The following is a 13,106-nucleotide window of genomic DNA, read 5'->3' as shown; positions in this document are numbered from 1 at the left end:
TTAAACACCACTCTTTTCTGCTCGCTGAGATAAAATGGAATGTGAATATGTATGAACATAAGTTGTTAGTTCTTTCAATTTCTCAAGGGATGCTTCAGGGAAAAGTCCATGTCCGAGGTTAAAAATAAAACCTGGCTGCTTCATGCCCTCATCCATAATCGCTTTGGCTTGCGCTTCAACAACAGACATTGGCGCTGTCAAAATGTAAGGATCAAGGTTGCCTTGCACCGCATACCGATTCTCAAGTCTAGCTCGTCCTACCGAAATAGGAACACGCCAATCCAGACCAATCACATCCGCTTGAATCGTCGTCAAGTAGGGCAGCAATTCGCCTGAGCTTACGCCTGGGAAATAAATTTTAGGTTCTTTCAAATCCGCAAGCTCTTGGAAAATGCGCATCATTGTCGGACGTACATAGACATCGAAATCGGCTGGTGACAATGCGCCTACCCAGCTGTCGAACACTTGAACGGCTTTCGCGCCGTTGGCGATATGCGCACGCAGATACGTAATGACCATATCTCCGAGCTTATCCATAAGCGCGAACCATACTTTCGGTTCCGAGTACATCATTTGCTTGGTTCGGATATAGCTTTTGGACGGCTTGCCTTCGATCAAATAGCTGGCGATCGTAAAGGGCGCGCCTGCAAACGAAATTAAAGGCACTTCCAACGCTTTATCCAAAATGCGGATCGTTTCCATGATGTGAGATAAGTCCTTATCCACATCGATCGGACGCAGTCGTTCCACGTCTTGCGCGGTACGGATTGGTGTGTGAATGACGGGGCCAATATCTTTGACAATATCAAAATCAACACCCAGTGACGCTACAGGATTCATGATATCCGAGTATAGGATAGCGGCATCTACGCCAAGCTTCTTGATCGGCATCATCGTGACTTCAGCTGCAAGCTCCGGCTGTTTGCAAATTTCCAAAAGGGTATACTTCTCTTTAATTTTACGGTAGTCGGGATCATAGCGTCCTGCTTGACGCATATACCACACGGGGAGCGTATCTACCTGTTCTTTTCGACATGCTTTAATAAAATTATCGTTATAACTCATGAGGCACCTTCCTCTTGTTTCCATCTATTCTCATCCATTATGCCCTAATTATACCCCTCTCACAACCTAAGAGCGCCGACGTATTGCGACAAAAGTATGACAAAAAGAACCACCCGATCCCCGCTTGCATACGCAGAGACCGAATGGTCCAGTTCTTCCTCTATTTTTGCAAGTAACGGGCAATATCCTTGGCGAAATACGTAAGGATAATATCTGCACCCGCTCGTTTGAAGCTGAGCATCGTTTCCATCACGATCGCTTCTTCATTCACCCAGCCCTGCTGCGCCGCTGCTTTCACCATCGCGTATTCTGCGCTGACATTGTACGCAACAACCGGCAGGTCGAAATTCTCTTTCAACATACGAATGATATCCATGTAGGCAAGAGCAGGTTTCACCATGAGGAAGTCCGCACCTTCGCTCACATCATTCTCTGCTTCGCGCAAAGCTTCACGGCTGTTCGCCGGATCCATTTGATACGTCTTCCGATCACCAAATTGCGGTGTGGAATGAGCGGCATCACGAAATGGACCGTAATAAGCGGAGGCATATTTAACGGAATACGCCATGATCGGCGTGTTCTCATAACCAGCAGCGTCGAGACCAGCACGAATGGCACTCACATAACCGTCCATCATGTTGGAAGGCGCGATGATATCCGCACCAGCTTTGGCTTGTGATACGGCAGTGCGAACGAGCAATTCCAATGAAGGATCATTAGCCACATCCGCATACCCTGTAATCGGGTGATGATGAATGACGCCACAGTGACCCGTATCGGTAAATTGGCACAAGCATGTATCCGCGATGACGAGCAAATTCGGGTTCAATTCTTTGATGAATCGAGTGGCTTGCTGCACAATGCCATCGTCCATGAACGCAGAAGTTCCTGTCGCATCTTTGTGGTCAGGCACACCAAACAAGAGAACAGCTTGAATACCGAGCCCCGTAATCTCATCGATCTCTTCTTTCAAACGATCTAAGGAGAAATGGTACACACCTGGCATCGAAGCAATTTCTGACTTCACATTGGTGCCATGGGTGACGAAGATTGGCTGTACAACGTCATTCACGGTTACTTGATTTTCACGAACTAAATTGCGAATAGCGGTACTTCCGCGCAAACGGCGGTTACGTACGATTGGGAAACTCATGTTGGATTTCCGCCTCCTTGAATCATGCTTTGTACCAGAGAAGCAACGGTTGCTTCTTCGGCCATATATGTGATCGGCAGGCCAGCTTGCGCCACGGTTTCTGCCGTTTTGGGACCAATACAGGCAATCTCCACGCCTTGCAGCAAGGATTGCGGATCTTCAATTCCTAGCTGTTTCAATGCTTCGAGCAAATTCGTAACGGTTGATGAGCTTGTAAAAGTAAGAATATGAATGCTTTGATTTTGTAAAAGATGAATGATTTCTTCCCCGTCGTCCATGGACAGCACGTTCTCGTACACATCGACCTCGGTTACCTCTAAGCCAAGTTCCTTCAGTCTGGCAGGCAAATAATCACGAGCAAGATCTGCCGTTGGCAGCAGCACCTTCTGACCTGCGTTCAAATCCCCTTGGATGGCATCTAGGATGCCTTCCCCTTGAAACTTGGCTGGCAGGACGTTAGCGATAATGCCACGCTCTGCTAACGCTTCAGCTGTCTTAGGGCCGACTGCTGCAATGTGCGCCTTGCCCATGCGGCGAACGTCAATCTTACGCTCGCGAAGCCTGCGGAAGAAGAAGTCCACCCCGTTCACACTGGTCAGGATAATCCAGTCATATTCCTGCAGGTTGTCCAGTGCACGATCTAGCGCCTCTTGGGCTTCTGGACGACTAGGCGGTTGCAATCGAATTACAGGGAACTCTACAGGCTCACCGCCGAGATCATCGATTAAATCAACAAGCTCACTCGCTTGGCTCCGTGCTCTAGTGACCAGTACGCGCTTGCCGAATAGAGGCTTCTTCTCAATCCATGACAGCTTGTCTCGCAGTTTCACGACTTCGCCGACAATGATAACAGCTGGCGACTTAAAGTCTGCTGCTTTTACCTTCTCTGTGATATCGGCAAGCGTGCCCGTTATCGTCGCTTGATCAGCCCAAGTTCCCCAGCGTACGAGCGCAACAGGCATCTCTGGCGGCTTGCCGCAGCGAATCAACTCTCGGCAGATTTGCTCTAAATTGGCAACGCCCATTAAGAAAACCATCGTACCAATGGCTTTCGCCAGATGCTCCCAATTTAAGCTGGAATACGTTTTGTTCGGGTATTCATGCCCTGTAACGATAGCCACAGATGACGTAAAATCGCGATGTGTCACTGGAATCCCTGCATAGGTTGGAACCGCGATGGAAGACGTAATCCCAGGAATGATATCGTACGTGATGCCATGATCTGCCAGAAGCTCAGCTTCTTCACCAACACGTCCAAATACGCTGGGATCTCCGCCTTTCAGCCGGGTGACCACTTTCCCTTGCAAAGCCAAATCCACAAGCAATTGGTTGATTTCTTCTTGCTTTAATATATGTTTGTCCGGCAGCTTGCCAACAAAGATGAGTTCCGCTTCCGGTTTGCGGTGCTTCAAAAGCCGCGGATTCGCCAGTCGATCATAGACGATGACATCCGCACGCTGGATGGCTTCCATCCCGCGGACTGAGATCAGCTTCGGATCTCCAGGACCTGCCCCAACAAGAAAAACTCTTCCTTTGTTCACTGCCATCACTCCCTCACCTCAGCTAAAATACGTTCAGCGCCTTGTGCGATGAGCTTGTCAGCGACTAGCAACCCTAATGCTTCCGGATCGTTCCCGGAAGCTGTTTCCTTCAGCATGGTCGCGCCATCCGGCGTCCCTACCATGCCCGTCAGCGTCAGCAGCGCAGCACCGCCGCTGCTGTCTTCGTTCACGCTCGCGTACGCCCCGAGCGGCACCTGGCAGCCTCCGTTGAGTCTGCCGAGGAAAGCCCGCTCCGCTCGCACCGCGAGCGCTGTAGGCTCATGCTGGAACTTGCTCAGCAAGTCCAGCACGAACGTGTCGTCGCCGCGGCACTCGATGCAAAGCGCTCCCTGCCCCACGGCAGGGAGGCATTGCTCCGGCGGCAGGTACGCGCTGATGCGATCTTGCCAGCCGATCCGGTGCAAACCGGCGGCGGCAAGCATAATCGCATCGAAGTTCTCTTCATCGAGCTTGCGCAGCCTCGAATCGATGTTTCCGCGGACCGACTCGATCCGCAGGTCCGGGCGCAGATGCTGCAGCTGGCTGGCGCGGCGCAGCGAGCTTGTGCCGACGAGCGCACCCTGAGGGAGCTCTTCCAAAGAGCTATAACCGCGCGTAATCAGCGCATCGCGCGCATCTTCACGCTGAGGAATGGCACCCACAACGAGTCCTTCCGGCAACTCGAACGGCATGTCTTTCATACTATGCACCGCGATATCGATCTCGCCATCTGTCAATGCCTGTTCGATTTCCTTGACAAACAGCCCTTTGCCTCCGACCTTCGATAACGTGACATCTAGAATACGATCGCCTTTGGTCACAATTTTTCTAATCTCAAATTGACATTCAATACCATGTTCTTGTGCAAGCTGTTTCAGAAGCTCGACGGCTTGTCCTGTTTGCGTCAATGCCAAAGCACTTTGCCTTGTCCCTACAATGATGGTTCTCATCCGTCTCTCGCCTCCTCTATATGTACAGTCCTATCTCATTCATAAACGACCAGGATGGGCTAACTAGCTCGTCCTCATCTTGTGACACCATCCAAGGGGCCGCTTGTAATTCGAGGTTAAATCGCTCTCTCCAACTATCAAAAACACCTTTGCGAATCAGTCCCATCACATCCCAGGCCAGCATCTCTTTGAATAAGCGCTGTCTAGCTTGTTTGTCCTTCACATGGTTCTGAATCAATAGGCGGGTTTCACTTAAAAAATCCAAATAAATCTCGTATTCGTCACCATAAGCGTTGTCAATTTCCTTGGCGATCTTCCGCGCTGCAGATGGACTTGCGCCACCCGTAGACACAGTGATGACCAGCTTGCCGCGACGGACAACCGAAGGCAAAATAAAGGAACTGATTTCGGGTTGATCCACGACATTCACAAGGATTCCACAAGCTTTCGACGCTTGCGCAACAGCTCTATTCACTTGGGCTTGATTCGAAGCTGCAATCACCAGCGCGAATCGCTCGCTTTCCTCATCTGTCAGGATGGCTGCGTCGAACGGCTGCCTAATCAGGACCACGTCCGTGCTAGAAGCCAGCTCAATCAACGCTTCGGTGAACTCAGGACTCACAACGGTAACGTTTGCGCCAGCTTGCTGTAAGGATTGCACTTTCCGCTCTGCCACGCGCCCGCCGCCAACAATCAAGCATGGGCTGCCAGATACATTCATCATAATGGGATAGGGGTGTTGCCAGCTCCTTAACTCCATATCCAACCATGAAAATCAGATACCAGGTTAGACACGACGAAGTTTAAAACAACGATGCAAAATGCAGCTAAGTTCCAGACTGCCAATTTTTTGCCCGAAATACGCATCGACTTGTGTTGGAATAAATAGAAGGCATACGCTGCTAAGACGAAAAAGGAATTGATGACTTTGGGATCCAGCAGCAGGTTGCGATCACCTTCAAGGAACACCCACACCACACCCAGGCTTAAAGCCATCAGAAGCAGCGGTCCGCCGATAATGACGGATAAGTAGGTATAATGCTCAATCTTCTCTAGGGACGGTAGTCGCATAACCGCCTGCGAGAAGTTCTTTGTTTTCAATTGGTTATGTAAAAATACGTACATGCCTGAGAAAATCGCGGCAATTGAGAATGCCGCATAGCTTCCTATCGCTAATGAAATATGAATGAATAAGAGCTCATCATTAACTTCCCAAGCCGATCTTATAGGCACCACATGCGGGTTCCCGAAAATATTAAGAGCAAGAATCGCAAAACCCAACACATTAACGAAAAACACAAACAATTCAATGCGGAAGAATCGATTAATGATCAATGAGATCGTCACGATCAGCCATGAAAACATGAAAATAACATCCGAGCGGACAAATGCCCACTGTGTCAAATGACCGTACAGGCTCATCGCTAAGTAAGCGGTTTGCAAAACCCATACAAACAAAAGCAGCCCCGTCCCCATCCGTTTTGCGCTTCGGCTCGCATTCGCAAAATCCGAAAAGTAAAACAGTAGGCTCAGGGCATACATATAAATCATCGCGTCAAACAGCCAGCTACGTGTTACCATGGCACCTCTCCTAGGCGGTTAGCGCCTTTTTATCAAGATGGGGCTAGAACATCTGCGTTCTGCAAACTGCGTATCGACATCTTCTCGTCCATCGCCAACTTACCTTCCGCTTTGTTATAGCTTGTCTCTAGCTCTCGTGCTACTTGATCTGCCTGTTCTTGTTGTTGGAGTGTTTCTTCAAGTGCGAAAAGCTTCGTAAAAATGTCCAGGGCGTCGTCGCCGTGACGTTCTCCTGCCATTTCCTTAATCCGTAGAATCGGATCGCGCAAAACTTGGTTGACAATGCTTTTGGTTAATTTACGAATGACTTTAATTTCACGTTCATCCAGATCTGGGAGCTTCTTCAGCATATTCTCCATCGTCTCTTCATGGATGACATTCGCTTTCGTTTGCAGCGCACTAATCAACGGACTTACACCTAATGTTTTGGTCCATTGCTCGAAGGCCGTGATTTCTGCAGAAATCATCACTTCAATCTTAGCCGCTTCTTTCTTTCTCTCCTGCAAATGCTTGTCAACGATATGCTCCAAGTCATCAATATCATAGAGGAAGACGTTAGGCAAGCCGCTGATTTGTGGATCTAGATCCCGTGGGACCGCAATATCCATCATAAACAGGGGACGCGCTTTACGCTTTTGCACATGAGATTGAATGTCATTCTTCGTTAACACATAGCCAGGAGCGCCCGTCGAACTGATGATGATATCGACTTCTGCCAAATATTTCGGCATTTCCTCAAGTGTGCAAGGAATGCCTTTGAATTTATCCGCTAGCTCCTGCGCGCGCTCAAACGTACGATTCACCACAATTACTCTGTCCGCGCCATTGGCATACAGATGCTTAACGGTTAATTCGCTCATTTTACCTGCACCGATAATCATGACGGTCTTGTTCACGTAGGTACCGAAAATACGCTTCCCTAGTTCAACCGCGGCATAACTCACAGAGACTGGATTATTGCTAATACCTGTCTCCGAGTGTGCTTTCTTCGCAAGCGTCACGGCTTGTTTAAATAAGGTGTTGAAATAAGAACCTGTTGCTTTCAATTGTTGAGACGTTAAAAAAGCATCCCGTACTTGACCAAGAATCTGTGTCTCCCCGATAACCATCGAGTCAAGACCACTCGTCACACGGAACAGATGTTCAATCGCTTTCTCATTTTCATACGTATATAAATGCTTCTGGAACTGATCTTTCTTCACTTCGAACCAGCGCTCAATGAAATGCGTCAAGTAATGACTGCACAATTGAGGTCGATCAACGACCGCATAAATTTCGGTGCGATTGCAGGTGGCAACAATGACACATTCCAATATGCTCTTCGTTTCTTTCAATTCTGTTATAGCCTTCGGCAAATCTGAATCGGAAAAAGCAAACTTCTCACGAATTTCCACCGGGGCTGTCCGATAATTCAAGCCGACTGCGATAATATGCACCGTTACCACCTGCCTTTCCTTCTATTTATAGACCATTATAGCACAGCAAAACCGCTATTTCCGACAAAATTTTTGAATAAATTATGAATGCGGCAGCCTGCAAGTTAGTTTTAACAGCTCGAAGTTCATCTATACCTGACATCATCCATAATTGTTCATTGCAACCCTTTTTTTCTTAAAAAGGCAGTCAGATTGCGATCAAGCTCAGATAGCTTGGAATTTTGTGAAGAAATGATATCTCCGTTCGAAGCCATCATTTTCTCATACACCTCATACATACTGTTATATTGCTTCTGCGCTTCCTTCAACGTCTGTATTTCATCCCCCTTTAAGGCTCGTTCGCCACCTAATTGAAGGCGCTGGACGAATTGACTGAGCTGGTCTGTGGAAGCAAGCAGTGTCAGTTCATCTTCGCCTCCTACCGCGATTACTAACCGTTCATGCGTATAGGCGGCGGCATACAATGCCTGTTTAACCGCGTTCAACTCATCTGTCGTCTTACTCTGCGCAGCTTCTTCCAAAGAACTCTTCAGCATTTCCATTTGAAATAAGGATACTTGAAATAGTAAATGCTTCGTATCATGTTCTTCCTTATGGGAACCACCCATATGAAATAACTGATAGATCGGCCAAATAATCAGGAAAAGTACGACACCATATAAGATCGTTTTTCTTGCTACTCTTTGCTTCAATCTCTTTTCCCCCACCCCAATGAAATTGGACATGTAGCGCCAATATCATTGTATGGGTCTGGAAACAAACAAATAACCACGGATTTCTCCGTGGTTATCGTTATGAATCATTATTTAACAAGCTCTGCTTGCTTTACTTCAGGAGTTTCTACTTGTAACTCACCCAATCCACGAACAAGCTTCTTCGCATAGAACGTTTCTGGTTTCAGTACGGACACCATAAAGTCGATGGCTAATTGTGGGTCGACTGTTTCACCGCAAGTATAACAATCCAGCGCGGCAAAACCTCTCTCAGGATAAGTATGAATGGAGAGATGACTCTCGGACAACAGAACAAGTACTGTTGCTCCTTGTGGTTCGAATTGCTTCGATTGTACAGATAGCACGGTTGCTCCACATACCTCGGCAGCTTCAACCATCTGAGCTTGCAGCCATTCTGCATTGTTCAGAAGTTCGAAATCTACCCCCCAAGTATCAATAGCAACGTGTCTTCCGAAAGTTGAGTATTCAGTTTCCATCTTTCGGTTCCCCCTTCCTAGGAATAAAATGTGTAGAAAAAATTTCATCCGCTAGGACCTACGTCATTCACTTCCCGAGGGTAATATCTCTCGCAACATTCAATGTCCTGAGTGAATCCTGGTTCCTATATTGTTTCAACGAGAATAAAAATAACATCTATCGACGATAAATGCAATAGTTTTTTTTACCACGCATCCACTGTCACAGTAATGCCATATCTACATTATGTTGAAGTCCAAATTCTGTGCGCAAAAACAAAAAGAGACCCAAAAATAGGTCTCTGACTTATTAGGATGTATGAGTAATTATGCCTCCAATACGAACAGACGATGCGTGAGTTCACTGAGGCGAATATCAATCTGTTGATGTTCTTCCCGTTCGTGCAGCATATTGCGCACATCCAAAAGATGATTGATTTGATCATGAATCATTTCAATTTCTTGTTCAACCTCTTGCTTCTGGAAAAGAAGCTGCATGAGTCCAATGGTATCTTTATGCTCATAAATTATTGTTACGTGTTGACCTTTGATTTCTTCAATCTTCACAACCGTACCACGTTCATAATAATACACCATCGTATAGGAACGATAAATCCGATTGACTTTCGCGCTGCCTTTGAAATCCGCTACCGCTTTACGCATTAAATTAGCTAACAATGTGTTACTTAATCTGCAGGATCCTGTACACTCATATAGGCCCGACTTTTTCTCAAATGAAAGGGTAATTTCTTGACCTTCGCCATCCTGGAACACGACTTCTTGGTTCCCATTTTCCAGAATCTTGACTTGCAGTGTCACGCCATGATCCACAAACATTTGAAAAAACTTCAACATCTCGGCTTCTGTTAACTGGAGGCAGGTTTTGACATATTCAGTCGCTAACCTTTGTGCCATAAAAATCCCTCGATTCTTTGTTTTCAAGCCATTAACTATTACCTTGTTTATTATTATACTACAAGCGTTGCGAATATTCCTGCCCGCAATTCATGATAATCAGCCAAATATTCTGAAAAAACCACAGTTATCCCAAATGCCATTAATTTTTCCCCAGTTTACCTCGCTTTCCTAATAGCTTCTATTTGATTTCCTCTGTCTTTCACTGCAATGCCTTTGAAATACACAAAAAACCGCCCTAGTTAGGACGGTTGCGGATCAGTAACTTCGGTTGACACTTCTTCTACGTTCTCGGATTGAGGCTCGCCATAAGCAATTGCCTGCTCTAGAATTCCCCATAGCTCGTCTTTGCCGAGGCCAAGCTCGGAAGAGAACATAAGCGGCCCAACCCCCTTATCCATACCCAGCGTTTCTCTCACAATTTTCAGATGCTTGGGCCATCTGCTCTTCGGAATTTTATCTGCTTTCGTCGCAACGACAAGTACAGGGACATCCATGTGACGAAGCCATTCATACATCGCTTGATCATCCTTGGACGGTGGATGACGAAGATCAACGAGCTGCATGACGAGTCGCAATGTCTCCCGATTTAATAAATAGCTTTCAATGAATTTGCCCCATTGCTCGCGTTTCGTTTTGGAAACTTTGGCATAGCCATAGCCAGGAAGATCTACGAAATATAAGTCCTGATTCACTTTATAATAATTTAACGTTTGTGTTTTGCCCGGTTGAGAACTGGTTCTAGCTAAGTTCTTACGGGAAATCAAACAATTGATGAGTGACGATTTCCCGACATTCGAACGCCCTGCCAGAGCTATCTCTGGCAAGGCATCCGCTGGATATTGGCTAGGTCCAACCGCACTGATAATAAACTCAGCTTGATTGACTTTCATGTCTATTCAACTACTTTCTAAATCGATCCGACGTTGGCCGTCGGCTTATTTGTGATCAGTGCGTGCTCCAGCACTTGGTCCATATGACTGACTGGAATAAAGGTCATCTCAGTACGAACACTCTCTGGGATCTCACTAATATCTTTCTCATTATCCTGCGGCAGCAAGATCGTACGAATACCTGCGCGATGCGCGGCTAACGCCTTCTCTTTCAAGCCGCCGATCGGCAGCACTCTGCCGCGAAGCGTGATCTCGCCAGTCATGGCAACTAATCGAGAGACAGGAATATTCGTTAGCGCCGAAATTAACGCGGTTGCCATCGTGATCCCTGCGGATGGCCCATCTTTAGGAATGGCTCCTTCAGGAATATGAATATGAATATCATTTTTCTCGTGGAAATCCGATGGAATCCCTAGCACCTCAGCTCGAGTTCGTGTATAGCTGAATGCGGCTTGCGCGGACTCCTTCATCACATCGCCCAGTTTACCCGTCAACGTTAATTTCCCCGTTCCAGGCATCACCGTCACTTCAATAACTAGCGTATCTCCGCCTACTTCCGTCCATGCCAGACCCGTCACTGCGCCGATCTGATCTTTCTCTTCGGCTACATTGTATTTGAACTTAGCAGGACCTAAATAATCCTTTAAATTGTCTTCCGTGATGTGTACGGGCGTCTCTGGATCTGACACAACCTTCTTAGCTGCTTTGCGATTCATGCCTGCTACTTGCTGTTCGAGATTACGCACACCCGCTTCTCTAGTGTATTCACGAACCATTTTCATCAAGGCGCCTTCATCCACAATAAGCTGCCCTTCTTCAAGTCCATGATCGCGTCTTTGTTTCGGAAGCAAATATTTCTTGGCAATTTGCAGCTTTTCGATTTCCGTATAACCTGGAATGTATAGAACTTCCATCCGATCTAACAGAGGACGAGGAATATTATGCACCGCATTCGCTGTCGTCACAAACATGACGTTGGACAGATCGAAAGGGACTTCAATGAAATGATCGCTAAAAGTGCTGTTTTGTTCTGGATCTAGTACTTCAAGCAGGGCTGAAGCTGGATCCCCGCGGAAATCCATCGCCATTTTGTCGATTTCATCTAGGAGAAAAACAGGATTGTTGGTGCCTGCATTTTTCATACCTTGAATAATTCTGCCTGGCATGGCCCCGACATACGTACGACGATGTCCACGAATTTCGGCCTCATCACGTACACCGCCGAGCGAAATACGAATGAATTGGCGCCCCATAGATCTGGCAATCGAGCGAGCTATCGAGGTTTTCCCCACGCCTGGAGGCCCTACTAGACAAAGGATCGGTCCTTTAAGCTTTTTGACCAGCTTCTGCACAGCTAAATATTCAAGAACGCGCTCTTTCGGCTTCTCCAGACCGAAGTGATCCTCGTTCAAGATCTCCTCAGCTTTAACGAGATCTAAATCGTCATCTGTGTGCTTGCTCCATGGTAGTCCAAGCAGCCAATCGATGTAATTGCGAATAATGCCGCCCTCTGCAGAAGTTGCAGGCATTTTCTCCAAACGATCGATCTCTTTCTCAACCTTCTCACGGACCTTATCAGGCAACTCGGTCTCCGCTAACTGCGTGCGAAGCTCATCGACTTCACCCGCGCGGCCTTCTTTATCGCCAAGCTCTTTCTGGATCGCCTTCATTTGCTCACGGAGATAATATTCTTTCTGCGTTTTCTCCATTTGCTTCTTCACGCGTTGGCTGATTTTGCGTTCCAGTTCGAGCACTTCTCGCTCGTTATTCAAGATGTTCAACATTTTCTCAAGACGCTCGCGCACGTCCACAGTCTCAAGAATATCTTGTTTATCCTTGATTTTCAGCGATAAATGACTGCAAATGACATCGGCCAATCTGCCAGGCTCATCGATATCTGACACCGCGGCGAGCGTTTCTGGCGTTACCTTTTTGGAAAGATTAATATAATGCTCGAATTGGCTGAGCACGCTTCGCATCAAGGCGTCAATCTCGGGATCAGAGATTTCCTGCTCTGGCAATTCTTTCACAGTGACTTCATAATACTCTTCATTGGTCAAGTATTCGACAATTTCTGCCCGTAACACACCTTCAACCAAAACACGAATCGTGCCATTGGGAAGCTTCAGCATTTGCCGTACTTTGGCAATTGTTCCAATCCGATAAATATCCTCTTTCGTTGGTTCTTCTATGTTGATCTCAGATTGAGAGCAGAGGAGAATCATGCTGTCATCCACCATCGCCCGCTCGAGTGCTTTAACCGACTTTTCCCGGCCTACATCTAGATGTAGAACCATGCTCGGATAGACAAGCAATCCCCTAAGTGGCAATAACGGTAATCTGCGCACCTTTAATTTTCCAGGTCCCATCCTCTGCACCTCCA

12 protein-coding genes are annotated in these 13,106 nt (G+C 47.1%); all 12 read right to left on the bottom strand.

The window, feature by feature from the left end:
* The 12 genes from hemE to lon all read right to left on the bottom strand — a co-directional run bounded on the left by hemE (window position 1) and on the right by lon (window position 13,092).
* Window positions 1-1,065 carry a uroporphyrinogen decarboxylase gene (gene hemE, locus MJB10_RS06920; RefSeq protein ID WP_314802898.1) on the bottom strand — a complete coding sequence of 355 codons (1,065 nt, stop codon included), beginning with the start codon at window positions 1,063-1,065 and terminating at the stop codon, window positions 1-3.
* Between the two features lie 160 nt (window positions 1,066-1,225).
* Window positions 1,226-2,218, bottom strand: coding sequence for a porphobilinogen synthase (hemB, locus tag MJB10_RS06915; RefSeq protein ID WP_314802896.1), 993 nt, complete (start codon window positions 2,216-2,218; stop codon window positions 1,226-1,228).
* Window positions 2,215-3,765, bottom strand: a complete 1,551-nt coding sequence (cobA, locus tag MJB10_RS06910) for a uroporphyrinogen-III C-methyltransferase (protein WP_314802895.1) — start codon at window positions 3,763-3,765, stop codon at window positions 2,215-2,217. The genes hemB and cobA overlap by 4 nt, the downstream gene beginning before the upstream one ends.
* Window positions 3,765-4,709, bottom strand: coding sequence for a hydroxymethylbilane synthase (gene hemC, locus MJB10_RS06905; protein ID WP_314802893.1), 945 nt, complete (start codon window positions 4,707-4,709; stop codon window positions 3,765-3,767). The genes cobA and hemC overlap by 1 nt, the downstream gene beginning before the upstream one ends.
* A gap of 16 nt (window positions 4,710-4,725) precedes the next feature.
* Entirely contained in the window at window positions 4,726-5,433 is a 708-nt protein-coding gene (locus tag MJB10_RS06900) for a precorrin-2 dehydrogenase/sirohydrochlorin ferrochelatase family protein (RefSeq protein ID WP_314802892.1), read from the bottom strand.
* Between the two features lie 26 nt (window positions 5,434-5,459).
* Window positions 5,460-6,290, bottom strand: a complete 831-nt coding sequence (locus MJB10_RS06895; RefSeq protein WP_314802891.1) for a cytochrome C assembly family protein — start codon at window positions 6,288-6,290, stop codon at window positions 5,460-5,462.
* 32 nt (window positions 6,291-6,322) lie between these two features.
* Window positions 6,323-7,726, bottom strand: a complete 1,404-nt coding sequence (gene hemA, locus MJB10_RS06890; protein ID WP_314805503.1) for a glutamyl-tRNA reductase — start codon at window positions 7,724-7,726, stop codon at window positions 6,323-6,325.
* Between the two features lie 155 nt (window positions 7,727-7,881).
* Complete coding sequence (locus MJB10_RS06885) at window positions 7,882-8,418, bottom strand: hypothetical protein (RefSeq protein ID WP_314802890.1); 537 nt, start codon at window positions 8,416-8,418, stop codon at window positions 7,882-7,884.
* Between the two features lie 110 nt (window positions 8,419-8,528).
* Window positions 8,529-8,936 (bottom strand): adenosylmethionine decarboxylase, encoded by a 408-nt coding sequence (gene speD, locus MJB10_RS06880; RefSeq protein WP_314802889.1) that lies wholly within the window; start codon window positions 8,934-8,936, stop codon window positions 8,529-8,531.
* Between the two features lie 306 nt (window positions 8,937-9,242).
* Complete coding sequence (locus tag MJB10_RS06875; RefSeq protein ID WP_314802888.1) at window positions 9,243-9,830, bottom strand: non-ribosomal peptide synthetase module; 588 nt, start codon at window positions 9,828-9,830, stop codon at window positions 9,243-9,245.
* Between the two features lie 242 nt (window positions 9,831-10,072).
* A complete protein-coding gene (gene yihA, locus MJB10_RS06870) occupies window positions 10,073-10,723 on the bottom strand; it encodes a ribosome biogenesis GTP-binding protein YihA/YsxC (RefSeq protein ID WP_314802886.1) in 651 nt (216 codons plus the stop codon).
* Window positions 10,724-10,740: 17 nt separating this feature from the next.
* Window positions 10,741-13,092: an endopeptidase La gene (gene lon / locus MJB10_RS06865; RefSeq protein WP_314802884.1), complete on the bottom strand. Its 2,352-nt coding sequence runs from the start codon at window positions 13,090-13,092 to the stop codon at window positions 10,741-10,743.
* Window positions 13,093-13,106: the final 14 nt, after the last annotated feature.

The organism is Paenibacillus sp. MBLB1832, from assembly GCF_032271945.1.
In the GTDB taxonomy this organism is placed as follows: domain Bacteria; phylum Bacillota; class Bacilli; order Paenibacillales; family NBRC-103111; genus Paenibacillus_E; species Paenibacillus_E roseopurpureus.
Note: the sequence above shows the minus strand (reverse complement) of the source record. Positions and strands in the feature narration are given on the sequence as shown.

Coding starts and splice junctions, on each gene's coding strand:
- hemE (WP_314802898.1), bottom strand. CDS start 1,065: ATGAGTTATAACGATAATTTTATTAAAGCATGTCGAAAAGAACAGGTA.
- hemB (WP_314802896.1), bottom strand. CDS start 2,218: ATGAGTTTCCCAATCGTACGTAACCGCCGTTTGCGCGGAAGTACCGCT.
- cobA (WP_314802895.1), bottom strand. CDS start 3,765: ATGGCAGTGAACAAAGGAAGAGTTTTTCTTGTTGGGGCAGGTCCTGGA.
- hemC (WP_314802893.1), bottom strand. CDS start 4,709: ATGAGAACCATCATTGTAGGGACAAGGCAAAGTGCTTTGGCATTGACG.
- MJB10_RS06900 (WP_314802892.1), bottom strand. CDS start 5,433: ATGATGAATGTATCTGGCAGCCCATGCTTGATTGTTGGCGGCGGGCGC.
- MJB10_RS06895 (WP_314802891.1), bottom strand. CDS start 6,290: ATGGTAACACGTAGCTGGCTGTTTGACGCGATGATTTATATGTATGCC.
- speD (WP_314802889.1), bottom strand. CDS start 8,936: ATGGAAACTGAATACTCAACTTTCGGAAGACACGTTGCTATTGATACT.
- MJB10_RS06875 (WP_314802888.1), bottom strand. CDS start 9,830: ATGGCACAAAGGTTAGCGACTGAATATGTCAAAACCTGCCTCCAGTTA.
- yihA (WP_314802886.1), bottom strand. CDS start 10,723: ATGAAAGTCAATCAAGCTGAGTTTATTATCAGTGCGGTTGGACCTAGC.
- lon (WP_314802884.1), bottom strand. CDS start 13,092: ATGGGACCTGGAAAATTAAAGGTGCGCAGATTACCGTTATTGCCACTT.